The sequence below is a fragment of the Paenibacillus amylolyticus genome, assembly GCF_047302515.1.
GTDB classification, from domain to species: domain Bacteria; phylum Bacillota; class Bacilli; order Paenibacillales; family Paenibacillaceae; genus Paenibacillus; species Paenibacillus amylolyticus_G.
This window is the reverse complement of record NZ_CP168019.1, coordinates 1,039,408-1,063,125: the sequence shown is the minus strand read 5'-3', so window position 1 is coordinate 1,063,125 and position 23,718 is coordinate 1,039,408. Positions and strand designations below refer to the sequence as shown.

22 protein-coding genes and 1 other RNA gene are annotated in these 23,718 nt (G+C 46.9%); 2 read left to right on the top strand and 21 right to left on the bottom strand.

The genetic code is table 11. The features are described 5' to 3' along the window. The first annotated feature begins 233 nt into the window (after positions 1–233). Entirely contained in the window at positions 234–2,108 is a 1,875-nt protein-coding gene (locus ACDJ59_RS04585; RefSeq protein WP_413407816.1) for a S8 family peptidase, read from the top strand. A gap of 102 nt (positions 2,109–2,210) precedes the next feature. Here ACDJ59_RS04585 and ACDJ59_RS04580 read toward each other — a convergent pair whose 3' ends face one another. Next, positions 2,211–2,468: a hypothetical protein gene (locus ACDJ59_RS04580; RefSeq protein WP_036615016.1), complete on the bottom strand. Its 258-nt coding sequence runs from the start codon at positions 2,466–2,468 to the stop codon at positions 2,211–2,213. 86 nt (positions 2,469–2,554) lie between these two features. Then, the gene (locus ACDJ59_RS04575; RefSeq protein ID WP_413407815.1) at positions 2,555–4,075 is read right to left on the bottom strand and encodes a PLP-dependent aminotransferase family protein; all 1,521 of its coding nucleotides are present in this window, start codon (positions 4,073–4,075) and stop codon (positions 2,555–2,557) included. Positions 4,076–4,182: 107 nt separating this feature from the next. Between ACDJ59_RS04575 and ACDJ59_RS04570 the strand changes: the two genes are divergently transcribed. Beyond that, positions 4,183–5,412, top strand: a complete 1,230-nt coding sequence (locus ACDJ59_RS04570; protein WP_413407814.1) for a PLP-dependent aminotransferase family protein — start codon at positions 4,183–4,185, stop codon at positions 5,410–5,412. A gap of 255 nt (positions 5,413–5,667) precedes the next feature. On the opposite strand, the gene rnpB is transcribed toward ACDJ59_RS04570, so the two are convergent. The 19 genes from rnpB to yqfC form a co-directional block, all read right to left on the bottom strand. Next, positions 5,668–6,077: RNase P RNA component class A (gene rnpB, locus ACDJ59_RS04565), an RNA gene on the bottom strand. Positions 6,078–6,159: 82 nt separating this feature from the next. Continuing rightward, the gene (locus tag ACDJ59_RS04560) at positions 6,160–7,275 is read right to left on the bottom strand and encodes a Nif3-like dinuclear metal center hexameric protein (RefSeq protein ID WP_413407813.1); all 1,116 of its coding nucleotides are present in this window, start codon (positions 7,273–7,275) and stop codon (positions 6,160–6,162) included. Beyond that, positions 7,251–8,009 carry a tRNA (adenine(22)-N(1))-methyltransferase gene (locus ACDJ59_RS04555; RefSeq protein WP_413407812.1) on the bottom strand — a complete coding sequence of 253 codons (759 nt, stop codon included), beginning with the start codon at positions 8,007–8,009 and terminating at the stop codon, positions 7,251–7,253. The genes ACDJ59_RS04560 and ACDJ59_RS04555 overlap by 25 nt, the downstream gene beginning before the upstream one ends. A gap of 184 nt (positions 8,010–8,193) precedes the next feature. Beyond that, on the bottom strand, positions 8,194–9,333 hold the full coding sequence (rpoD, locus tag ACDJ59_RS04550) for an RNA polymerase sigma factor RpoD (protein ID WP_017687256.1): 1,140 nt from the start codon (positions 9,331–9,333) through the stop codon (positions 8,194–8,196). A 43-nt stretch (positions 9,334–9,376) separates the two neighbouring features. After that, entirely contained in the window at positions 9,377–11,197 is a 1,821-nt protein-coding gene (gene dnaG, locus ACDJ59_RS04545) for a DNA primase (RefSeq protein WP_036615029.1), read from the bottom strand. A gap of 47 nt (positions 11,198–11,244) precedes the next feature. Further along, positions 11,245–11,733 (bottom strand): YaiI/YqxD family protein, encoded by a 489-nt coding sequence (locus ACDJ59_RS04540; protein ID WP_047843776.1) that lies wholly within the window; start codon positions 11,731–11,733, stop codon positions 11,245–11,247. 208 nt (positions 11,734–11,941) lie between these two features. Further along, complete coding sequence (gene glyS / locus ACDJ59_RS04535; protein ID WP_413407811.1) at positions 11,942–14,017, bottom strand: glycine--tRNA ligase subunit beta; 2,076 nt, start codon at positions 14,015–14,017, stop codon at positions 11,942–11,944. Continuing rightward, on the bottom strand, positions 14,010–14,897 hold the full coding sequence (glyQ, locus tag ACDJ59_RS04530) for a glycine--tRNA ligase subunit alpha (protein ID WP_413407810.1): 888 nt from the start codon (positions 14,895–14,897) through the stop codon (positions 14,010–14,012). The genes glyS and glyQ overlap by 8 nt, the downstream gene beginning before the upstream one ends. Positions 14,898–15,032: 135 nt before the next feature. Next, positions 15,033–15,158, bottom strand: coding sequence for a hypothetical protein (locus tag ACDJ59_RS04525; RefSeq protein ID WP_413407809.1), 126 nt, complete (start codon positions 15,156–15,158; stop codon positions 15,033–15,035). Between the two features lie 149 nt (positions 15,159–15,307). Next, on the bottom strand, positions 15,308–16,060 hold the full coding sequence (gene recO / locus ACDJ59_RS04520; protein ID WP_047843778.1) for a DNA repair protein RecO: 753 nt from the start codon (positions 16,058–16,060) through the stop codon (positions 15,308–15,310). Between the two features lie 33 nt (positions 16,061–16,093). Beyond that, entirely contained in the window at positions 16,094–16,234 is a 141-nt protein-coding gene (locus ACDJ59_RS04515) for a YqzL family protein (RefSeq protein ID WP_413407808.1), read from the bottom strand. A gap of 104 nt (positions 16,235–16,338) precedes the next feature. Next, complete coding sequence (gene era, locus ACDJ59_RS04510; protein ID WP_017687248.1) at positions 16,339–17,238, bottom strand: GTPase Era; 900 nt, start codon at positions 17,236–17,238, stop codon at positions 16,339–16,341. 37 nt (positions 17,239–17,275) lie between these two features. Then, positions 17,276–17,689, bottom strand: coding sequence for a cytidine deaminase (locus ACDJ59_RS04505; protein ID WP_017687247.1), 414 nt, complete (start codon positions 17,687–17,689; stop codon positions 17,276–17,278). Positions 17,690–17,990: 301 nt separating this feature from the next. Then, on the bottom strand, positions 17,991–18,362 hold the full coding sequence (locus tag ACDJ59_RS04500) for a diacylglycerol kinase family protein (RefSeq protein ID WP_253439393.1): 372 nt from the start codon (positions 18,360–18,362) through the stop codon (positions 17,991–17,993). Then, on the bottom strand, positions 18,362–18,859 hold the full coding sequence (gene ybeY / locus ACDJ59_RS04495) for an rRNA maturation RNase YbeY (RefSeq protein WP_036674804.1): 498 nt from the start codon (positions 18,857–18,859) through the stop codon (positions 18,362–18,364). The genes ACDJ59_RS04500 and ybeY overlap by 1 nt, the downstream gene beginning before the upstream one ends. 34 nt (positions 18,860–18,893) lie before the next feature. Further along, positions 18,894–21,143: an HD family phosphohydrolase gene (locus ACDJ59_RS04490; RefSeq protein WP_036674803.1), complete on the bottom strand. Its 2,250-nt coding sequence runs from the start codon at positions 21,141–21,143 to the stop codon at positions 18,894–18,896. A gap of 16 nt (positions 21,144–21,159) precedes the next feature. Then, complete coding sequence (locus tag ACDJ59_RS04485; protein ID WP_017687243.1) at positions 21,160–22,131, bottom strand: PhoH family protein; 972 nt, start codon at positions 22,129–22,131, stop codon at positions 21,160–21,162. A 6-nt stretch (positions 22,132–22,137) separates the two neighbouring features. Next, positions 22,138–23,331, bottom strand: coding sequence for a sporulation protein YqfD (yqfD, locus tag ACDJ59_RS04480; protein WP_413407807.1), 1,194 nt, complete (start codon positions 23,329–23,331; stop codon positions 22,138–22,140). Continuing rightward, entirely contained in the window at positions 23,328–23,621 is a 294-nt protein-coding gene (yqfC, locus tag ACDJ59_RS04475) for a sporulation protein YqfC (protein WP_017687241.1), read from the bottom strand. Before yqfC ends, yqfD begins: the two co-directional genes overlap by 4 nt. Positions 23,622–23,718 lie beyond the last annotated feature (97 nt).

Below are 23,718 nucleotides of genomic sequence, written 5' to 3'. Positions count from 1 at the left end.
GGTTTTCCCCTGACCTTTGAATTCACAGCTATAATCCTACCATAAAAAGATGACGAGCGGTATCCCTTAATCATGCTTTCCGCTTCTGCCGTTAAACATGCCTATTATACGCAGTCAGACTCGAACTCGCCTGCATAAAAATATCCGCTTTTTCTAACGATAGATATAACCAGTGACAACGATGAAGCACTGTTAATGATTGTCCAAAATGAACGAAGGAGGTTCCATCCACCATGTCCAGACCGAAATGGATTAACTGGGCCCTTGCAGCTGGTGCAGGAGCACTCGCCCTGACGCTTCTGCTTCCAACATCAAATCGTCAAGAACCCAAGCCAAGTGCCCTGTCAGACTCTGCTCATGAAGAGCACACGAGTAAGCAGCGTCTGAAAGTGCAGGATGTCAAAGCAACCGATCTTCTGACCCGTATGGATGCCAAGCAACATCTCAGTATCATGCTGGAGAAAACCGCCACAATGAATGCTGCGCAGGTTAGCCGATATGTGAATGATCTCCAAAGTTCACATGAACATATCAAATCCATTCATCTCATGAATACCAATGGCTCTTTTAACAAGCCCTTTGATCACGCCTCCACACAAGGAAGCAAGTTGGAACAACAGAAGCTTCAACATTCGCTCAACCTTGCCAAAAAAGCGGTAAACAAACGTCAAAGTTTTGAATCCTCTTCTTTTCCTTTGGGAAAAGAAAAATACTTTGTTATGGGGCAACCCTCCAAAGATGGCAAAAGAGCTGTAATTGCCTTGTTCAGTCAGAACGTATTAAATGCTGTTGAACAACATCAGCGCAAAAATCTGCGCATGATCCCTTATCCGCGTGAGGGTAAATTCAAAATTGAGTCTGTTCACCCGGATACGCTTAACGAAATCACAGTGAAGACCGGACATGATAATGCAAATGCCAGTCATTTTTATGAAAATGAAATCGTCATCCGTTTTCGCCAAGATCCCGGAGAACGGGATATGCGTATCATTAAATCCGATCTGAGAGCGCAATCTGCGCGCAAGCTGGGATACACGTATGTTTTTCGGTCAGAACACATGAGTTACAAGCAATTGCATAGTTATTTCGAAAGCAAATGGAATCCACTCTATATGGAGCCCCACTATATGTATTTAACCAATGATGCCGTAACTGAACAAACAGATGTAACGATACCCAATGACATTTTGTTCTCCGATTATCAGTGGAACCTGCCTGCGATTGAGACAAACAGAGGTTGGAATATCACTAAGGGAAACAAAGATGTCATCGTTGCGGTGGTCGACACGGGGGTTGATATGAATCATCCTGACCTGAAGGGCAAGCTCCTTGAGGGTTATAATGTGGTCGAGCCGGGAAGCCAACCGATGGATGATGTGGGACATGGAACACATGTCGCAGGCATTATCGGCGCTACTGTCAACAATAATGAAGGCGTGGCAGGCATGAGCTGGTATAACAAGGTACTACCGGTTAAAGTACTCGACAACTCGGGTTCTGGTACCACGTATGCCGTTGCCGAAGGCATCATCTGGGCAGCCGATCATGGAGCCAAAGTTATCAATATGAGTCTGGGCAATTATGCTGATGCGCAATTTCTTCATGATGCCATTAAATACGCTTTTGACCGGGATATCGTCCTGATTGCAGCCACGGGGAACGATAATACAGAGCGTCCAGGATACCCTGCTGCTTATCCGGAAGTATTTGCCGTATCTGCTACGGACCCGGATATGAGCAAAGCTTCCTATTCCAACTATGGGGATTATGTAGATGTGATGGCTCCAGGGTCCAGTATCGCCAGTACCTATCCAAACAATCAGTATGCAGCCTTGTCTGGAACGTCCATGGCTAGCCCCCATGTAGCCGCACTTGCAGGTTTGATCCGTTCGTTGAACCCGGACTTGACCAACACGGAAGTGATGGATTTGATGCGCCAAAGTGTTATTGACCTCGGTGATCCGGGTCACGACAAGTATTTCGGTTATGGTCAAATCGATGTCTATAAGGCACTGCAAGCCGCATCAGGCAACAGCGCTCCGTTGCAGTTCTGGCCGCAACACGTCAGACAACAAATGGATAATACAATGAAAAAGTATACGCAGTAAGCGTACTGAGGATAATCTGTAAAAAATACAAAAGCAGCTGCGCCCCGGGGCGTACGCTGCTCTTTTTGGTTTATATCCAATTCCCCGGGGCACCCGCTGCGATTAGCGTTTGCGAGAAGTTGTGCGGGCTTTGCTTGATTTTTTCACGGATTTTTTCTTCGGATTATGGCTGGATACATAGCAAGGGTCTTCTTCTTTGACAACAACAGGATACATGTGGTGATGAATCGGAACACAGTGATGTTTTTTGATCACTTCAATCGGGTGGATTACAGGCACGATTTGTGGGATGTAATAATCCTCAACAACCTGGATCGGGTCACAGACAATCGGGCAAAGCGGTGGACAGTAATGGTTCATTTCAAAACCAACTCCCTTTCTGGTGATACTATAACCTATTGCAACAGATCGAAAGTGGATTGGATGTATGTCCATAGTCTGAAAAATTATATGAGCGGTAGCCTGTCCGCCACTGTCCCACCTTCTTGGGGTGTGACTTTGCCAATGACTCCGCAAAGTACACGCAGTCCTTCACATAGAAGTTCTACACTCGTTACCGTGAAGCAGATACGCAGACTTGGTGTATCCATCTCTCCTACATAACAGGCGGAACCCGGGAGGAAAGAGACTCCTGCAGCAAGTGACTGATGATGCAACTCACGCATATCCAAGTTACTCGGAAGTTGGAGCCACAGATTGAGTCCTCCCTCTGGCAAGCGCCATTGCATGCCCATAGTAGCATGCTCTTCCAGCACTTCAGATGCTGCGCACAAGCGAGAATACAATTCATCCCTCAATCGGGATACATAGGCACCGTACTGATTCTGAATGAAAGATTGCAGTGCCTTTTGTGTAAGCAGCGGACTCCCCAAATCCGCCGTAGATTTCGCGGCCACAAGCCGGGTCAATACACTTCCGTCTGCGATGGCGCAGGCTATACGGCAACCGGGAGACAACACCTTGCTGAAGCTTTTGATATATACGACATGACCCGTCCCATCCATCGATTTAATGGAAGCCGGGGGAGGTTCCCGAAAATAAAGATCTGCAAACGGATCGTCCTCCAGAATGAGGCAGTGGTAGCTTTGCGCGAGATTAAGAAGTTGTGCTCGTCTTCTTGCACTCATCGTGATACCTGTTGGATTGTGATAGGTCGGGATCGTATAGATCAGCTTGGGCGGATAGGTATCACATAATCGGGTCAACAGATCAATACGCATGCCTTCGTCATCCATCGGGACCGTAATGATCTTCGCTCCTCTACTCGTAAATACATCAATGGCTCCGGTATAGCTTGGTGCCTCCATGTATACAACATCCCCAGGTCCGACAAAAGTTCGTGCCACAAGATCAATCCCCTGCTGAGCACCACTTGTAATTAACATGCGTTCAGGTGCAGCCTGTAGTCCACGCGCGGCAAAATGTTCGGCAAAGATCTGTCTAAGCTCACGATCTCCTTGAAAAGATCCGTACGCGGCCATACGCTCTGTATGATCAGAGGAGAGTCGGTAGGCGCTGTCGATAATCTCGCGTGTAGGCAACAGTTCAGGCTGAATCGCTGACATATGAAGTTCATACCGCACTTGAGGTGACGTATCAAAATGTCTCCAGAGCTGGGCTCGCGGTAAATAATCCACCAGTGCCATCTGCCAATTCCATGACGTACTGGATTCACCGTTGGCATTGTTTCGCTGCGTTCGGTCCACATCCTCCATCTGATCCACGTTCAATGTACCTCTCACATAACAACCTTTACCCTGGGAGCAGGTGATCAATTGAATCGCTTCAAGTTCAGCATACGCTTTGGATACAGTGACCAGGCTGACACCCAAATCCGCGGTCATTTTACGCACAGAAGGAAGTCGGGTTCCGGGTTCAATGAGTCCTGATCTGATGCGATCGGCAATCGTTAGTGCAATCTGCACGTACAATTTGGTACTGCTTCCCCGCTTTAATTCAATATGCATATGTGCTCCCCCAACTGTTATGATCTTCATTTTACTGTTATAGTGTAGTCCGTCTATTATAGTTTATAATATCAGTATAACAGTGAATAACAGGAGATGAGAATAATATGAGTATCCCTTGGTCCAAAATGGCACAAAACACCCCGTCCTCTGTCGTTCGCGACATGCTCCAGGCCGCTCAGGCACCTGGAATGATCTCACTAGCCGGTGGATTACCAGCCCAGACTTCATTCCCGCTGGAAGCCATCCGCGTTGCATATGAAAAAGTATTTATGAGCGGAGCAGCCGCTCTTCAATATGCGGAGACTGAGGGTTACCGTCCTCTTCGCGCCAAAATCGCCGAACGTCTTGAATCCAAGGGCATTCCCGCTTCACCCGATCACATGCTTCTCACTACGGGTTCACAGCAATCCATTGACTTGGTTTGCCGCATCCTTCTCGACCCGGGTGACCGCGTATTGGTTGAATCACCAACCTACCTCGCTGCTCTGCAAGTCATTCACTCCTATCAGGCTGAATCTCACGGCGTAGCTTGTGATGATCACGGCATGTTGCCTGAATCTCTGGAGGAACAGCTCCAGTTGCATCGTCCAAAACTTGTCTATATTAATCCCACGTTCTCCAATCCTACGGGAAAAGTGTGGTCGCGAGAAAGAAGACAGCAGGCTGTGGATCTGTGCCGCAAGTATGGTGTACTCATTCTGGAAGATGATCCCTATGGTGAAATTCGGTTTAATCCGGAGCAATTGGATGTCCCTGCTCTCGCAGAACTGGATGCAGTGTCCTATGACGGCCCTTCCAACGTTATATACACCAGCACATTCTCCAAAACAGTAGCACCTGGCCTTCGTACGGGCTGGATACTGGCTGCTCCCGATATTGTCAAAATGGCAGCACGAGCCAAACAAGGTGCCGACTTGCACTCCAGCAGCATTGACCAAAGAGCGCTTCATGCACTGCTCGAATGTTTCGATCTGGATGCGCATATCCGCCATATTTCAGAGGATTACGAACAACGCATGAAAACCCTGACTACTCTTATGGCAGCCAAAGCTTGGGAAGGCATCTCGTGGAATTCACCTCAAGGTGGCATGTTCTTGTGGCTGCAACTGCCTGAAGGCATGCTTGCAAGCAATCTGTTCACTTATGGTATCCAGGAGAAAGTGTGCATTGTCCCTGGTGATTCCTTCTATGCAGGTACACCAGAGTTAAACCGCATGCGGATCAACTTTACTCATACGGACCCTGAGCTCCTTCCGGAAGCCGTGGAAAGAATGGATCGCGCCATCCAACGTTGGCATGCTTCCTTAACATCGGACAGTGTTGTTACACTGTAATGAACTGTCATAAACATTTCGCGATTCTTTAGCGTATGAAGGTTGATAACTTGATATGAGAAATAAAAATAAGGCGGCAGGCCCGAGAATCTCGGAACTGCCGCCTTATTTTTATAGAACCTGTTATCAACGGGAGTTATGTTTTTTTAGATGTTCATGGGTCCTTCTGATCAGTCAGGCCATCGGATGTTTCATACGAGTTGTCCTCGACTGATAGTGGACTACATTGTGTTGCAATAGTGTTGTTGTTGCAGTTAGGAAAGCTTACCGTAAGCCGGGTTCTGTGCTCTTCGTGGTTCATACGGGAACTACCCTCCCACCAGAAGCGACAATCATCTATCTAGGCCATACATTGCTGCACAGCTCAAGCGACCAACCTAGACACACCTCGGGCTAAGGTTGCCTCCTCCGAAGAGGCGGCTGTGTCCCATTAGGTCTTGCTCCAGATGGGGTTTACCAGGAACGAAGTCACCAGCGTTCCTCGGGGTCTCTTACACCTCGGTTCCATCCTTGCCTGTGCCGGAAAATCCGGCCATCGGCGGTCCATTTCTGTGGCACTATCCTTCAACTCGCGCTGACTGGACGTTATCCAGCATCCTGCCCTGTGGAGCCCGGACTTTCCTCTCGTGGCAACAAAGGCCACCAGCGATTGTCTGTCAAGCTTTCCGAACAACATTACATAGTATACAGGCATTTAGGTTCCCAGACAAGCTTAATATTACTGGGAGTTGCACATCAACGGTCTTTTTAGATAAACTGGAATACTTCCGTATTTACCTCAGAAGCCGTAACTTGCGTATCATATCGTTTTTCTTCCAAACGGGAACGAAGCCAATCCGCTGTTTTGGGTTTCATAATCTTCTCGGAATTATGTCCCGGGTCGATGATACACATACCTGCCATTAACGCATCATGAGCCGTGTGATAATCAATATCTCCGGTCACAATAACATCCGCACCTTTGAAGCGTGCAGTGAGCGCGTAACGGCTGCCAGATCCGCCAAGAACCGCTGCTTTTTTGATCTGCTTATTCAGATCTCCTACCACACGTACATGAGGCACATTGAATTGGGTCTTCACAACCTCCACAAGCTCACCTAATGTCTTAGGCTCCCTAAGGGGTCCCAAGCGTCCCAGACCGAGCGTACGGCCCTTTAAATCCATTGCATAGAGGTCGTAGGCCACTTCCTCATACGGATGAGCCTTAAGCATCGCCTGAACGACCTTACTTCTCAGACTTTGGGGTACGATGGTCTCAATCCGTATTTCTTCCACACGTTCCATCTGCCCTTGGGTACCGATAAATGGTTGAGTCCCTTCACCAGGTACAAACGTTCCTGTACCTTCCGTGTTAAAGCTGCACTTGTTGTATTGACCGATACTCCCCGCTCCGGCTTCCAGAATGGCCTGAAGAACCTGTTCATGATGGGTACGAGGCACAAAGACAACCAGCTTGTACAGATGATCTGTGTGTACATCTTCCAGCGATTCTTTACTCTCGATGCCAAGTGCCTCGGCCATCCAGTCATTCATACCACCCTCGGCCACATCCAGGTTCGTATGACTGATATAAACAGCAATATCATGCTTAATCAGCTTTTCATACAATTTACCCATAGGTGTATCTGTACTCAGTGACTTAACCGGACGGAAAATGATCGCGTGATGAGCGATAATCAGGTTGGCTCCGATGCGAATCGCTTCGTCCACCACTTCATCCGTCACATCCAAAGCTACTAACACGTGAGTGATTTCTTTTTGCAAACTGCCGAGCTGGAGACCGATGCGGTCATCCGGTACAGCCAGATGTTTTGGAGCGAGCTGCTCCATCAGTTGAATTACAGTTTGACCTTTGGCAAACATGCCAAAACCTCCTTCAAGTTTGCGATAAGACGCTCTACCTCAGCCGCCTTGTCCCGGGAAGAATCCTGATCGGATTTGGAGATGGAGTTAACAACCCCTTGCAGTTTGACGATCTCACTTTCCCATTTGGCAAAAAATACATCCGTCGGTCGATCAACCAAATAAGGCCCCATCCGTAGCAGCAAATCTTCCGTTAATTCTGCCCCGCCTTGAAGCGGACGTGCACGATACACCTCTACATTGGCAATCGGGCTTACAGATTGTGGCATCGCCGTTATAATCTCATAAATCTTGCCATCTTCTTCGAGCAACTGTTCTGCTACAACCACCCAGTGATGCTCCAGTAACCAGCGTCTGAGGATATCCTCACCCACATTTGGTTGCAAAATAAGTAACTGGACTCCTTCCAGTTTGGATAAACCTCTGTCCAAAATAGAAGCAATCAAGGCACCGCCCATGCCTGCGATGGTGATGACATCCACTTCACCCGCAGAGATCACATCAAGACCGTCTCCACGACGCACCGTGATTTTTTCTTTCAGGCCGGCATCACTGACTTGTTTGCATGCAGCATCATAAGGGCCAGGATTGACTTCCCCTGCTACTGCACTTGCAGCTTTCCCACTGCGGATTGCGGCTACTGGCAGCAACGCGTGGTCTGAACCGATATCAGCCATGCAGCTGCCATCGGGAATTTGATCATGTATTCGCTGTAATCGATTCGAAAGTTTCATGAAGCACCTACACCATTCATTTAATTTATTGATTTGCATTGAACAAGGAAAAGCGATAAAATAAAATCCAATAAAACATTTCAAGGATGAATTTCCAAAACCAAGAAATCAAGACGTTTAAATTAAAAATAAAGGAGACCCCGCCGCCGCTAAAGCGTCTTGCGGAAAGTCTCCCATAGTTCGATTATTCGAGGAAATCCTTGAGTCGTTTACTACGACTCGGGTGACGCAATTTACGAAGAGCCTTGGCTTCGATCTGACGAATACGCTCACGCGTAACACCAAATACCTTGCCGACTTCCTCCAACGTTCTCGTCCGTCCATCGTCTAGACCAAAACGTAGACGAAGCACATTCTCTTCACGTTCAGTCAATGTATCCAATACATCTTCGAGCTGTTCTTTCAGCAACTCATACGCAGCAGCATCCGCCGGAGCAAGTGCTTCCTGATCCTCAATGAAGTCACCCAGATGGGAATCATCTTCCTCACCAATCGGTGTTTCCAGAGAAACCGGTTCCTGTGCAATCTTCGTAATTTCACGAACTTTCTCCACACTCAGATCCATCTCAGCAGCGATTTCTTCTGGTGTCGGTTCACGCCCAAGTTCCTGCAACAGCTGACGGGATACCCGGATCAGCTTATTAATCGTCTCCACCATGTGCACAGGGATACGAATGGTACGCGCCTGGTCAGCAATAGCACGAGTGATCGCTTGGCGAATCCACCATGTTGCATACGTACTGAACTTGTATCCTTTTTTGTGGTCGAACTTCTCAACCGCTTTGATCAGACCCATATTACCTTCCTGAATCAAATCAAGGAACAACATTCCACGTCCAACGTAACGCTTGGCGATACTGACAACGAGCCGTAAGTTAGCTTCAGCCAGACGACGCTTGGCTTCTTCATCTCCGTTCTCAATCCGTTTAGCCAGTTGTACTTCATCATCTGCCGACAACAATGGCACACGACCAATTTCCTTGAGATACATACGGACAGGGTCATTGATTTTGATACCTGGCGGCAAGCTCAGATCATCATCAAAGTGGAATTCGTCCTCTCCCTCTCTGGTGTTGTTCTCGGAATCTTCACTAGGACGAAGTGTAACCTCTTCATTATTTTCATTCACTACATCGATACCCAGATCGCTCAGTTGCTCATAGAACTCATCCATTTGCTCTGCATCCTGCTCAAAAGGAGAGAGTTTCTCTATAATTTCCTTGTAATTCAGCGAAGCTCTTTTTTTACCCGATTCAATCAATTGATCTTTAACCTGATCCAGTGTCAATTCTGTTTCTAGTTCAGTATGCTGATCATTCGCCATAATTCGACTCCCTCCTCCCTAGAAACATCTAATCATCAGACGTTCACTGTCTCTCTAGGGCAATCATTTCAATTGCAATCTGTGCCGCGCGTACAGAATCACCTGCCCGCTCTGCAGCAATCATTTCTTCTTTTTTCAAATCGTACTCTTTCTTACGCGGATGCTTCAGCACTTCCCTGATGCAATCATCGAGCATTTGAATACTCCATTCACCTGGACCATCCATCATCGAGATTGAACTGACCGTTTTTTCCAGGCGATCGTCATGCAGTGAAGACATAAAACGGCTTGTATCCGACGGTTTGCCTTGCGCATAGTAGGCATATAGATAAGCAGCAATAGCTGCATGATCATCCAAATTAAAAGCTTCACCAAGATGCTCATTCACGTACTGGGCAGCCTCATCATCCTGCAACATCCAGGCGATCAGTTTGCGTTCAGCAGCGTGGTAAGCCGGCAACAGATTGGGTGTAGGCACCTGCCTATTTTGTTGCCTACCATTATTCCACCTTTTCGGGTTATTATCCCCAAACTGGAGGTTATTTTTCATCGCCTCCCGTTCTTCATTACACTCCTGCTTCAATGTTTCGAAGGATACGTCCACTTCTGCAGCCAGTTCACGAAGATACACTTCCCTTTCTGTTGGAGAAGGTAAGGGTGCAATCAACTTTACTGCTTCTTTCGAATAGGCGATTTGTCCGCCACCCTCTAGCAGTATATGGCTTTTTTTTAAGTTTATAAGTTTAAATTTTGTAGTTGTCACGGCACCGTCCACAATCTGGTTTCGGAACCGTTCACCACCATGCTTCCGGATAAAATCATCCGGGTCAAGTCCCTCGGGAATGAGAGCCACTTTGACCTGCAATCCAGCTTCCTCAAGAATAGGGAAGTTTTTGAGTGCAGCAGCCTGTCCTGCTCTGTCGCCGTCATAACATATGATGACTTCGTCGCACATCCCTTTGAGCATCAGTGCCTGATTCTCGGTTAACGCAGTACCCATTGCCGCTACACCATTCTGGATATCCTGATCCCATGCGGAGATGACATCACCATATCCCTCGAACAAAATGGCTTGTCTTTGTTTGCGAATTGCATTTTTGGCATGATGCAGATTATAGAGAACACGGCTTTTGTTAAATAACCGGGTTTCCGGTGAATTTAGATACTTCGGTTGCCCATCTCCCAATATGCGTCCTGCAAATGCAATCGGCTTACCGCTCCTGCCATTAATCGGGAACATAATCCGGTCTCGGAATCGATCCACATATCCCTGACCTTCATTTCGCGGTGACAGAAGTCCACCCTTTTCCATCTCTTCGAGCGGATAGTTACGTTTCTCAAGAAATTGTACCAGTGTGTCCCAACGATTTGGTGCAAAACCAATCTGGAACTGGTCAATCAACTTGTCGCCAAAACCTCTTGAGCGTAAATACTCCATGGCTGACTTGCCGTGCTCTGTATTTTTCAACAAAAAATGATACAGCTTCGCGGTAAGCTCATAAGCCTCCAACAGACGTTCCGTCTCCGGATTCACATGAGCAGATTCACGCCCTTGCCAGTCCCCCATAGAGATGTGACTTTCTTCCGCCATCGTTTTGACAGCCTCGGGAAAGGATAACCCTTCGATTTCCATCCTGAATTTGATGGCATTTCCACCCGTGCCGCAACCGTAGCAGTAGAAAATTTGTTTCTCAGGTGTAACGGTGAACGAAGGCGTCTTCTCGGAATGAAAAGGACAGAGGCCTTTCATATACTTCCCCTGTTTGGTCAGATGCACAAATCGGCTCACCGTATCGACAATATCATTCTGCTGTAACACCGATTCAATAATACTTTCGGGTATACCGCCTTGTCCGGTACTCATCTCTGGCCACCTTCATCTCTTCAACACGTAAATATAATTCGATAAACTTACACATTCTCCTGCAAATCTTTTAAAAGTTTTGTCAGTTTATGTTGAAACATTTCTCGATCCTGCTCTGTGAAAGGCTTTGGGCCTTTCCCGTAATGGCCTCTTTTTCGTGCTTTGGCCGCAGTATGACGAGAATCCAACATGAAATCAATGTCACGATCGTTGAACTCACGACCACGAAAGGACAAAACATAACAACGTTTGCCAAGCGCAAGTGCCGCAAGTCCATAGTCCTGAGTGATAACCACATCATATGGCTTAATATGATTAGCAATATACAGGTCTGCGCTCTGATCACTGCGATCCACTTGCACGGTTCGTACCCCTTCTCCTCCTTGAAGCAAATGATCAAATGAAGAGACTAACAATACGGGGATGTTGAAAAGGCGAGCGGTTTGCGCAATCTCGGTTTTGACCGGGCAAGCATCACCATCCACAACAATGTGGCGTATATTTAACTCACTCAAACCCAGACCACCCGGTTTCATAAAATAGCTGCATATTGTTATATACGACCCCGGCCAGGCAAAATCCTTCTGCCGGAACGAGGGAAATCAAAGGCTAAAATACGGAGCGGTTGTAAAAAATACATTTCACAACCCGTTCCGTATATTTATACCCTCATATATCCTTCTTTAATACTGAATTTCAGCTTTGCGCCAAGTCTGTGGAAAACGACTCATGAAATACGCCCAATTACCAAACCAACTTGGAAAAATCAGCAAATCCTTTTAAGTCACGATCAATAGCCGCGAGCAAGGCAAGTCGGTTCGCACGAACAGCCTCATCTTCGGCCATAACCATGACCGAATCGAAGAATGAGGTAATACCATCCTTCCAGGCAGATGCAATAGCCAGTGCTTCAGCAGCATGATGCTGAGTCAACGCCTGACGATATTCTGCATTCGTTTTACTCCATGCCTCATGTAACTGACGTTCTCCATCTTCTGTGAACAGTTCTGGATGTACGGAAGCATTGGATGCTTTGGCAGCCAGATTGCCCACACGGTTGAACGATTCAACCGTTGTTTTGAATGCGTCTCCTGTCAGAACAGCCGCCATCAACGCTTCACCTTTTGGAACCACAGCGCTGATATCATCGAATCCGGAAGAAATTACGGCATCCACTACGTCGTAGCGGACGGTTTCGGACAACAATTTTTTCACACGAAGACCAAAGAAGTCTTGCAGATCTTTACGAACCTCTTCATCTGCACGTTTCAACAGGTTCATCTGGGCATGCACTTGAAGTGCTACTCCGAACACGTCTGACAATGTCAGCGGAAGCTTGTGATCCAGCAAAATCTGTACAATACCTGCAGCCTGACGGCGCAGCGCATACGGATCCTGAGAACCCGTTGGAATAATGTTGATGGAGAAACAACCCACGATTGTATCCATTTTGTCCGCAGCACTCACAATGGCACCAACAAGAGAAGCAGGGGATTGATCTCCAGCGAAACGTGGCTGATAGTGTTCAAATACCGCTTTAGCCACTTCTTCTTTTTCGCCAGCTTTACGAGCGTAATCCTCACCCATCACACCTTGCAGTTCCGGGAATTCTCCCACCATCAGTGTCACCAGATCGAATTTGCAGATATCTGCTGAGCGGCTAACAGATTCAGCAACATCACCGGATACTTGCAGTTTGGCAGCAAGTCCATCGGCAATCTTGCGAATACGACGCACTTTATCTCCAACCGTTCCCAATTCTTCCTGGAAGACGATACTTTCCAGCTTCGACAATGCATCCTTAATCTGAAGTTTCTGGTCTTCCTCATAGAAGAACTTGGCATCAGACAGACGTGCACGCAGAACTTTTTCATTCCCTCTGGCAATAACGTCCAGTGAATCACTTCCGCCGTTACGTACCGTCACGAAGAATGGCAACAATTGTCCTTCATTGTCCAGTACAGGGAAATAACGCTGATGCTCACGCATGGAAGTAATCAATACTTCTTGTGGAATGTTCAAGAATGAAGAGTCAAATGTTCCGAACAATACGTTAGGTGTTTCCACCAGGAACAGGACTTCCTTCAGCAAGTCTTCCTTAATCGCAATATCCCATTTTTTCTCAGCAGCCAGTGCCTGAATCTGGGATACAATCATCTGTTCACGTTCCTGGATATCAGCAATGACATGTTCGGAACGCAACACTTCCACGTATGAAGACGGAGTGGAGATCACGGCCTCCTTACCGAGGAAACGATGTCCGCGAGTGACATTGCCCGACTTAATACCTGTCACTTCCAGATCGATAACCTCACTGCCGAGCATAGCCACAATCCAGCGGATTGGACGTACAAATTTGAAATCATAGGAAGCCCAACGCATGAATTTTGGGAACGTCATGGCATGTAATACAGAAAGTAATCCTTCGCTAACAACAGAAGCCGTCTCCACACCTTTGCTGCTCTTCGTAGCATAGATATATTCGACACCGTTCAATTCCTTGAACGTGAACTGGTCCGGTTCAACACCTTGACTGCGGGCGAATCCGAGTGCAGCCTTGCTCCAATTACCACTGTCGTCCAGGGCAATTTTGCGTGAAGGACCTTTCACTTCTTCCTCGATATCTTCCTGCTTTTCAGCCACATTCTGAATCAAAACAGCCAGACGGCGCGGTGTAGCATATGCATTCACTTCACCATAAGCAATGCGGGATGCGTCAAGCCATTTCACGACACGCTCTTGCAGCTGTGCGATTGCTGCGCGCATAAAGCGTGCAGGTACTTCTTCCAGCCCGATTTCAAACAACAGATCCTTAGACATGCTCGGCTCCCCCTTTCTTGATCAGCGGGAAGCCTAGCTTCTCACGCTCTTCCATATATGTTGCAGCGACTTGGCGAGCCAGATTACGAACACGTGTGATGTAACCCGTACGTTCCGTTACACTGATGGCTCCACGTGCATCCAACAGGTTGAACGTGTGGGAACATTTCAGCACATAGTCATATGCCGGGAATACCAGATGCTGCGCCATGGCTTTGTTTGCTTCTTCTTCATGCATGTTGAAGAGTGTAAACAGCATTTTGACATCAGATACTTCAAACGTATATTTAGAGTGCTCGAATTCTGGCTGACGGAATACATCACCATAAGTGATACCTTCCACCCATTCCAGATCAAACACATTCTCTTTATCCTGAATGTAAGAAGCCAAACGCTCCATACCGTACGTAATTTCAACAGCTACCGGATTTGTCTCGATTCCACCAACCTGTTGGAAATACGTAAATTGCGTAATTTCCATTCCGTCCAACCATACTTCCCAACCAAGACCTGCACAACCAAGGGAAGGATTCTCCCAGTTATCTTCAACAAACCGAATATCATGTCTGAGCGGATCAATGCCAAGACGCTTTAGACTTTCCAGGTAAATTTCCTGAATATTGTCCGGAGAAGGCTTGATGATGACCTGGAACTGATGATGCTGGTACAGCCGGTTAGGGTTCTCACCATAACGTCCGTCCGAAGGACGACGGGAAGGCTCCACATAGGCCACTTTCCAAGGTTCGGGTCCAAGCGAGCGTAAAAAGGTCATCGGGTTCATCGTACCTGCCCCTTTTTCCGTATCGTATGGCTGGACAATAATACAGTTATGCTCGGCCCAGAATTGTTGCAGCGTTAGAATCATCTGCTGAAAATTCATAATCATGCTCCTTTTCAATGGTTTGTTAGCAAGCTTAGGACGGTGAAGACAACAATAAATAGCCCCCGTCCTACGCCTGTTGTACAGACGTAGGGACGAGAGCTATTCCCGCGGTTCCACCCTACTTGGCTTAGATCAAACAGGATGATCCTGTTCGTTCCAGCCCACTTTTCCGTGTCCATTCATGCTCCCGAGTGCCGTTTCAAAAACCGATTCAGCCAGGCTCCCACCATCCCCGGCTCGCTCATTCATGATTCCCAAGTGTTATACAACGACTTGTCTCCATAAATTCAATAAATCCAGTCTTTTACTTTCTCGTTCAATGCATGTCTCATAAAGAGAAATTATATTTCATAATATATAAAATCTAGTATGAAGTCAAGATATAGTTTCACTTCCACCAAAACGCCTCAAATCCCGTACTTCTCCATCTGATCGAGGAAAGAACGGGATTTAAGATTCAGACCGAGCTGATGATCCATAAAAGCACGCATCAACTTTTTGATCTCATCACGGGTAGACTCACTCACTGAAATATTCCCCAAGCGCTGCAGATCCAACTGTGCGAACAAACGCAACAACTTCAGAGCCTTTGGACTGACTGACATCGCTGGAGGATCAAAATGTTTGCACGCTCGACACAAGACGCCACCAAGTCTGGGACTTATAAACAACTGCTCATCTGGTCGCTCCTGGTTGCAGGAGATGCACTCATCGAACTGTGGACCATATCCGGATGCCTGTAATATTTTCATTTCGTACAGACTTGTAATAACAACCGGATCTTTCTCTTCCTTCAACGCCTGCAAACACGCCTTTAACTGTTTGAACCAAAATGTACCTGTCTCTTCATCCTGAAGCACCCGATCCAATAGTTCACACGCATAAGAGGCATAAGAGGCCTTGACCAGATCTTCACGCAACTCATGATAGGATTCAACAATTTCTCCAGCGTTCAGTGTGCCTAGACCTGTATTGCGAAAATATACATATTGACCATACGTAAACGGCTGCACCAGTGCAGCATGTCGGCTCTTGGGCTTTTTGGCACCGCGGACGAGTACCCCTACTTTCCCGCCGCTTTCGGTGCAAAGTGTAATGATTTTGTTCCCTTCGCCGTAGTCCATGCTGCGGATGACAATCCCTTCCACCCTGTATAGCATGCCTCGTCACCTAACCATTCCCGAATCAGCCAGTTATCCTTCGGCTTCTTCATCTTCAATCACTTCCCTTGCATTATCCGTCTCCTGTCCTAACGAGTTACACGCCTCGGTATATAACAAATAGGACTCCACATCCCCCGTCATCGCAAAAACCTTCCACGAAAAATCTCGCATCGGAATTTCATCCTCTCTTCGGAAATGACGTCTGTATCTACCAAATAGGATGGAGTCTTGCAAGGTAAACTATGTGTTGCAATTACTGGATACAATTCCGACGATCAGTCACGGCCAAAGCCAAGGTCACGCAGAACTCTATCCTGATTTCTCCAATCTTTTTTCACTTTAACCCACAGGTCCATGAAAATTTTGGAGCCGAGCAAGTTCTGAATGTCGTGTCGAGCTCGTTTACCCACTTCTTTCAGTAGGGCACCTTGCTTCCCGATAATGATCCCTTTTTGGGAATCCCGTTCCACAAAAATGACGGCTGAGATATAAACGACACCATTATCCTGCACTTTCATATCTTCGATCGTTACAGCAATGGAGTGAGGTACTTCTTCACGAGTCATTTGCAGAATTTTCTCACGAATCAACTCGGCACATACAAACTGCTCCGGATGGTCAGTAACTTGGTCATCAGGATAGTACTGTGGACCTTCAGGCAAATACTTGCCGAGCTGTTCCAGTAATGTGCTGACATTATTGCCATGCTTGGCAGACACAGGCACAATTTCAGCGAAATCGTGTAATTTGCGATACTCTTCAATAAGTGGTAACAGCGCTTCCGGCTCAATTTTGTCAATTTTGTTCATGACGAGAATGACAGGCGTACGGATATTTTTTAGCTGTTCCGCAATATAGCGGTCACCACCGCCCATACCTTCGGAAGCATCAATCAAGAATAAGGCTGCTTCTACTTCACTCAGTGTGTTCAAAGCGGTCTGGTTCATATAATCGCCTAATTTGGACTGACGTTTATGAATCCCTGGTGTATCCAGAAAAACGATCTGTTGATTGTCCGATGTATATACACCGTGAATTTTATTACGGGTTGTTTGCGGCTTGTCCGACATAATTGCAATTTTCTGTCCGATGACTTGGTTCATCAAAGTGGATTTACCAACGTTAGGACGTCCGATAATGGCTACAAAACCGGATTTGAATTTTTGTTTTTTCATATGTTCCTCCTCAGGCGCCTAGGCCTGGAATATTGGTTTATTTTTTGGCAGAATTCAGATCAGAAGGCCCAAAAGCCCAAGGTAACAGTTCAGCAACGGTGGTCTCTTGCAGATCACCTTTCAAGTTCCCCAAGATGACTTTCATATCAGGTTCACACAGTTCGTACATGACCTGACGACATACGCCACATGGAGCAATCGGACCATCCGTGTCTCCCACAATGGCGATCGCTTTGAAGCTGCGAGGCTTCTGCCCACCTGCAATGGCACTAAACATCGCCGTACGCTCAGCACAATTACCTGGTGTATACGCAGCATTCTCAATATTACAACCATGATGCACATGACCTTCACTGTCAAGCAAAGCCGCGCCAACACCAAAATGGGAGTAAGGCGTATACGCCTTCGTACGTGCCTTAATTGCTTCTTGCATTAACAAACCGTTATCCATTAATATTCTCTCCCTTAGGGTGCAATATAAAGTTAGTACCTACGAATTAAGCTCAACCAAAGCCAATTTTACACTAGTCACTCCGAGTCCAGAATAACCCTTGGATCGCTGTTATCCCCAGATTTTTTGATTCACTTTTTCAATGTGAAAATCCGGGGATAAAGGCGAACGCTTCGCTTCTACAGGTTTATTTCTGTCCTCTTCATTATCGTGTAATGTCTACAAGTTCAACTTAAAAAAGGTCTAAACTTCACAAATTTGTGTAGTATTAAAATCAAATCAAAACAAGGTTAAAACAAAATCAGTACAAACCTAGCCAGCTCATCACCGGCTTGATGAAAACGATACAACCGATGATGACGGCGAATACCGCAGCCAGCAGAACTGCCCCGGCCGCGGTATCCTTTGCCGCTTTTGCCAGCGGATGGATATGGGGGTGTGCCAAGTCAACCGCTGCTTCTACAGCCGTGTTCATCAATTCAGTCACCAGGACCAAAAAGACAGCGGTCAGCACAAACATCCAATCCGTTCTTGAGATTCTGAAAAAAAAGCCGGCTGCACACATCAAAATAGCCACTCCCGTGTGAACTCTCACATTACGCTGAGTCCGCAACCCATATGCGATTCCTTCCGCAGCATTGCGGAATACCAGACCCCAGGAGCGTCTTTTCATTATCGTGTCAACCCGGCCTGGGCCAATACCGCTTCTTGTTTGCCCATCATTTCAGCCTCACTTGCTTCATCCTGATGGTCGTATCCGAGCAAGTGCAAGAAACCATGGACAAACAGAAAACCAAGTTCACGTTCAAATGAGTGTCCATACTCTTCACTTTGCAGGATGGTCCGTGGTACGGAAATGATGATGTCTCCAAGAACATCCGGCATTTCTTCCATTTCTTCATCTTCGTCCAGCTCATAGATAATATCGAGCTCTTCATCTACCGTTTCGTTCATCGCAAAAGACAGTACATCCGTAGGACGGTCAATGCCGCGATAATCACGGTTCAACTCATGAATCTGCTCATCATTCACAAAAGTTAGAGCCACTTCCCCGTCTGCAACACCTTCCGCTTCTCCTGCGAGATTCAGCAACTGTTCCAGCATTGCAATCATCGGTTCTGTAATTTCTTTATCCTGTTGTTCATTATTCCATGCCAGATTAAGACTCATTCTTTCATAACTCCTGTCTGCTCATATTATTGAATTAGCCTGCTTCAGGTGAAGTTGGCTTTGGTTTCTTAATCTCCTCCGGATATTCTATCCTGGAGTGGAATATACCCATCACCGTTTCCTTCAATGTTCTGGCGACGATATCCAGTTCACGCATCGTAAGGTCACAATCATTGAACTGATGATCATCCAATCGTCCTTTAATAATCTTCTCAATCATGGACTCCACTTGCTCCACTGTCGGTTTGCGCAAAGATCTCACAGCAGCCTCTACACTATCAGCAATGCCAACAATAGCCGATTCCTTGGACTGAGCCTTCGGCCCGGGGTAACGGAAATCTTCTTCCGTGAAATCAGGCTCAACGCCTGCCTCTTCCGCCTGGCGCAGTGCTTTGTGATAGAAATAGTGGAGAAATGTCGTGCCGTGATGCTGTTCCGCAATATCCCGAATAGGTCTGGGCAGCTTGTAATCCTTCTGCATTTCCACCCCATCGCGCGCATGGGCAACGATAATGGATTTGCTCAGTTTCGGATCAATTGAATCATGTGGATTCTCCATATTGTTCTGATTTTCAATAAAATAGATGGGGCGCTTCGTCTTGCCAATATCATGATAATACGAACCGACTCGGCAGAGCAATCCGTTAGCTCCTATGGCTTCTGCTGCTGCTTCGGACAGATTCCCTACCATAACGCTGTGATGATAGGTACCCGGTGTCTCCGTCAGCAACTTGCGAAGAAGCGGATGGTTCGGATTAGATAGTTCTACCAGTTTGAGCGCTGACAAAATGCCAAATGAAGTTTCAAAAAATGGCATCAGCCCAATAACCAGAATCGCAGTCAGTACGCCACCAGCAAATGCAAACCCAACACCATACAGTGTCGTGGTTCGATTCCAATCACCCGAGTCAATCAAAGCCAAGGTGAAGACGGCTATGGACCCGAACAGACAGACCATAATGGCCCCTTTCAGGATTGTTGATCGCTGGCTAGCCTTATGAGTTGCGAAGATCGCAACAAATGAAACCAATACAGCGAAGAAACCTAGTTCGAAGTCAAAAAGTTGACCCTGATGCGTATTCAAAATAATGCTGGACAACATACCGATCAAAATCGAACATACAAAGGCAAGCGACGTATCCAGCAAGAGCGCAATTAACATCGCTCCTACCGCAACAGGTGCAAGGAAGCCCACATAAGACCTCTCATTGGTTTGGATAATCGCTGTCACATGCATAACCACAATCGTAATAATAAAAATGAGAACAAGCATCAACAGCTGCGCATTATTATATTTGAAATGTGTTCCGCTGCCTTGCTGAATATACATCAGAATGGCTGCTGACAACAGGCAGGAAAACATAAGAAGACCAAGCTGTGGCCAGTAGTTCACTTCATTTTTCAGCAAATCATTCTCATCCAGCAAAGTATACATCTCCGGGGTGATCATCTCACCCTTGGCAACTAATGTGTCCCCTTGCTTGATAAAGACGGTTTGCGTATTCTCACGCGCCTGAACTTTCGCTTCCTTGGTTCCCTCTTCATCGTAGAAGCGGTTAGCGGTCACCACGAGGCGAGCAAGCTCTTGAACGACCTCACGTTGCGTACGCTTACCAAGAGAGCTGACACTCACCATCTCGGCTACTTTGGCACGAGCAGTGGTTGCATCGCTGATCTGATCCGTCATTAACCGGGCAACAATATCCCTCGCAACCGGTTTCATCTCCTGGATATCATCCGATGTCAGACGTGAGATTTTGATGTAAGTTTCTTCGGGAATACGGTAGCTTTGCTCCTGTACCACATTTCTGATCTCTTCCAAAAGAGTCTCGGAGTATGTACCGGCTTTCCGATTATTATTGATATAGTTGGTCACAAAGTCCTTCTGGCGCTGCGGAATTTCATCCCGATAAATATCAATCTTGTCCTGACTTGAAATCTGATCATCCTGATTTAATCGATCTACACGGTCAAGCAGGGTAGTCATCAAATTTTCGTTTCGCAACTGGACAATCTGAAATATCGGCTGTACCCGTTCAGCAGCTTCTTCCTGTGCTTTGAGTGTGGCCTTGTTATTCGGAATCTGCATGGGCGCAGCAATATCCACTTCACTCCGTGTCCCTTCCTGAATATCATAGCGCTCAGGGAGCAGTTTGGAAGCCAGACTCACGTAGAAAAGAATCACCAGAAACAAAAACAGAAGATAGCGTGCCCACACGCTATACTTCCATCCTGTAGCCTTATTCTGAAAAGATTTGCCTTTTGACGGTTCCTTCGAGGTCACTTTAGACAATCCCTTTCTATGCTTGATTTTCTGCGGCGTGGTTGTAAGCCACGATAATTTTCTGGACAAGGGAATGCCGTACAACATCTTGCTCGGCAAAATAGACAAATCCAATCTCGTTAACTTCATTCAAGATCGTATTCGCTTCCACAAGCCCCGATTTCTTGCCACGCGGTAAATCAATCTGTGTCACGTCTCCGGTGATGACCATTTTGGAGCCAAAACCAAGACGGGTTAGAAACATCTTCATCTGTTCCGGCGTTGTGTTCTGTGCTTCATCCAGAATGATGAAGGAGTCATCCAGCGTACGCCCCCGCATGTAGGCGAGTGGCGCGATTTCGATTAACCCTCGCTCCAGTGCCTTCGCGGTCTGTTCCTGTCCCATTACGTCATATAGGGCATCGTACAGCGGTCTCAGATAAGGGTCTACCTTCTCCTGAAGATCACCTGGCAAAAATCCAAGACTCTCTCCCGCTTCAACAGCAGGCCGTGTGAGTACAATGCGTTTGACGCTGCCTTCTTTAATTGCGGCAACAGCCAGTACAACAGCAAGGTAGGTTTTACCCGTACCGGCAGGACCAATGCCAAATACAATATCACGTTTTTTAATTGTAGTTACATAGTGCTTCTGTCCAATGGTTTTAACACGGATTGGTTTACCTCGGTATGTCGTCGTAATCTCGCCCTTGAACAGATCCAATAGCTGGTCTGCCCGCATATCCTTGGCAAGTTCAATCGCATACTTCACATCTCTCTCGGTTAACACATATCCATTGCGTATCAATTGCAGTAACACATCAAATAATTGTTCAAGTGATTCCACCTGCTGTGCGTTGCCAAAAATCACAATCTCCGCTTCACGGGATGCAATCTGGGCGGGAATCTCGGATTCAATCAGTTTAAGAAAAGTATCTTGGGGTCCAAAAAGAGATTGGCCCTCTCCCGCACTCTGGAGGGAGATTTGTATGCTGCGTGTTTGCTCTGACAAATATCCTCATTCTCCTTGACTATGGACTAGCGGAAGTTCTTCCGCAATGCTTTCTTCTACTTCAAATAAGACTTTCATATAAACTTTACCATTCTCTTTCTTCTCATGCAAAATTTTTTCACTTATAATTTTTGTTCCTTTGCCGTTTTTGGCGATAATATCGTTCCTTGCTCCTTCCAATCCTTTCGTTCTGGCCCATTCTATCGTCTGTTGTTGCTCATGCTCTTGGGTCTCCAGATCTTTCTCTGTCAGCCAACCCATAGGAAGTGTAAAGGATCGCCACGTCAATGGTTTATGATTACTCTCGGTATCAAATGAAGTGAATGGTGTACTACCGTACCCCCACAGTTGAATCGCCCAATTCCCCAGTACCATGTAAAAACGTTCTTTGCTCTCACCTGTCATTGTATTATGTTTTTGCACCAGCGGAGCCTCTACCTGATACTCACGCCATACCAGACCACGTACTTCGCCTTTGGCAACGATGGTTTTGGTGTTCTCCTCATCCCCGAGAATCCCCGAGATCAATACCTGACCCTTTTTGACACGCATGTCCTTCTGAACAACAGGGCGTCCCTGCTCCGCATAGATTTGAGTGACCACTGCATCTGACTTACTGATCAGATGTCTGGGATTCAGTAATGGTTCGCGCTTTGGTTGCGCCGATTCTACGACCTGAATGGTAATGGTTGTCCCCTCTTTGCTCACGCCAATCCAGGTTACATCCGGCAGAGCGAGTGCAAGCTGCCTGGAGAGCTTGTCTTGGCTTTGCAGACGGAACCCCCATTGCAAAGGATATATGCCCTCTTTCTTCGCTGCTGCAAGCACCTCGTCGGTGGGAATGGTGACGTTACCCTTGACCTCCACACTCCATACCATGGACGACAACGCAAACAAAGCTGCCACAAAAAACAGCATACCCCCAAGAAAGAACTTCCTCCGCAATAATCGGGCCGCAAAAAAAGGGAAACCGCTGCGATGGGTTACTTTCACCCTGCAGCCTGTCCGTTTCAACACAGGACGCAACCTGAAAAAATGCGGCAGCAGAATATTCATCTCTGCCACGCGTCCATCGTGAGCACGCAGGTCCCAAACTTCCAGTCCCTGCTCTGCCACCGTGTTGATTAATGTTTCAATGTCTCCCCCAGTGACCGTGATTCGGACTGCTCCCCGCAGTTTGTACAGACTGGGCTGCTTCATCCGTTCCCCTCCACTCCATTCATATGAATATCCAGAATTGTTCCTTCAACAGCTACTTCATCCGGCAAAATGTTACGTATCACCAAGGCAGTTCCTTTGATCTCTAACTGGCCTTGGGAAAGAGCCAACACGATACGATCCGGTGTAAAATGGATGACACCGCGATGATTCTCTATATACAGTTGCTTACTGCCGATCAGGGTTAACCGTGGCATATCATAAAGCACATCCTGCGGCAGATCCAACACTTCACTGGTCCATCTGCGCAGCTTGCGGCTGATCCGGGTCATTCGAAGGTCTTCCCCCTTCCTCTACAGTTCAACTTATGCGCAGATTCATGAATTTATGAAAATTCCGGGGCGTGTTAGGGACGAATGTTGAGAAAAA

Excerpts from the sequence above, each read along its gene's own strand:
- yqfC (WP_017687241.1), bottom strand. The coding sequence starts at position 23,621 with ATGACCCGGATCAGCCGCAAGCTGCGCAGATGGACCAGTGAAGTGTTG.
- ACDJ59_RS04560 (WP_413407813.1), bottom strand. The coding sequence starts at position 7,275 with ATGTTTGCCAAAGGTCAAACTGTAATTCAACTGATGGAGCAGCTCGCT.
- ACDJ59_RS04505 (WP_017687247.1), bottom strand. The coding sequence starts at position 17,689 with ATGGATAACGGTTTGTTAATGCAAGAAGCAATTAAGGCACGTACGAAG.
- era (WP_017687248.1), bottom strand. The coding sequence starts at position 17,238 with ATGAAAAAACAAAAATTCAAATCCGGTTTTGTAGCCATTATCGGACGT.
- ACDJ59_RS04580 (WP_036615016.1), bottom strand. The coding sequence starts at position 2,468 with ATGAACCATTACTGTCCACCGCTTTGCCCGATTGTCTGTGACCCGATC.
- ACDJ59_RS04555 (WP_413407812.1), bottom strand. The coding sequence starts at position 8,009 with ATGAAACTTTCGAATCGATTACAGCGAATACATGATCAAATTCCCGAT.
- ACDJ59_RS04500 (WP_253439393.1), bottom strand. The coding sequence starts at position 18,362 with ATGAAAAGACGCTCCTGGGGTCTGGTATTCCGCAATGCTGCGGAAGGA.
- glyQ (WP_413407810.1), bottom strand. The coding sequence starts at position 14,897 with ATGAATTTTCAGCAGATGATTCTAACGCTGCAACAATTCTGGGCCGAG.
- ybeY (WP_036674804.1), bottom strand. The coding sequence starts at position 18,859 with ATGAGTCTTAATCTGGCATGGAATAATGAACAACAGGATAAAGAAATT.
- yqfD (WP_413407807.1), bottom strand. The coding sequence starts at position 23,331 with ATGAAGCAGCCCAGTCTGTACAAACTGCGGGGAGCAGTCCGAATCACG.
- ACDJ59_RS04515 (WP_413407808.1), bottom strand. The coding sequence starts at position 16,234 with ATGCGAGATTTTTCGTGGAAGGTTTTTGCGATGACGGGGGATGTGGAG.
- ACDJ59_RS04540 (WP_047843776.1), bottom strand. The coding sequence starts at position 11,733 with ATGAAACCGGGTGGTCTGGGTTTGAGTGAGTTAAATATACGCCACATT.
- rpoD (WP_017687256.1), bottom strand. The coding sequence starts at position 9,333 with ATGGCGAATGATCAGCATACTGAACTAGAAACAGAATTGACACTGGAT.
- recO (WP_047843778.1), bottom strand. The coding sequence starts at position 16,060 with ATGCTATACAGGGTGGAAGGGATTGTCATCCGCAGCATGGACTACGGC.
- glyS (WP_413407811.1), bottom strand. The coding sequence starts at position 14,017 with ATGTCTAAGGATCTGTTGTTTGAAATCGGGCTGGAAGAAGTACCTGCA.
- dnaG (WP_036615029.1), bottom strand. The coding sequence starts at position 11,197 with ATGAGTACCGGACAAGGCGGTATACCCGAAAGTATTATTGAATCGGTG.
- ACDJ59_RS04575 (WP_413407815.1), bottom strand. The coding sequence starts at position 4,075 with ATGCATATTGAATTAAAGCGGGGAAGCAGTACCAAATTGTACGTGCAG.
- ACDJ59_RS04585 (WP_413407816.1), top strand. The coding sequence starts at position 234 with ATGTCCAGACCGAAATGGATTAACTGGGCCCTTGCAGCTGGTGCAGGA.
- ACDJ59_RS04570 (WP_413407814.1), top strand. The coding sequence starts at position 4,183 with ATGAGTATCCCTTGGTCCAAAATGGCACAAAACACCCCGTCCTCTGTC.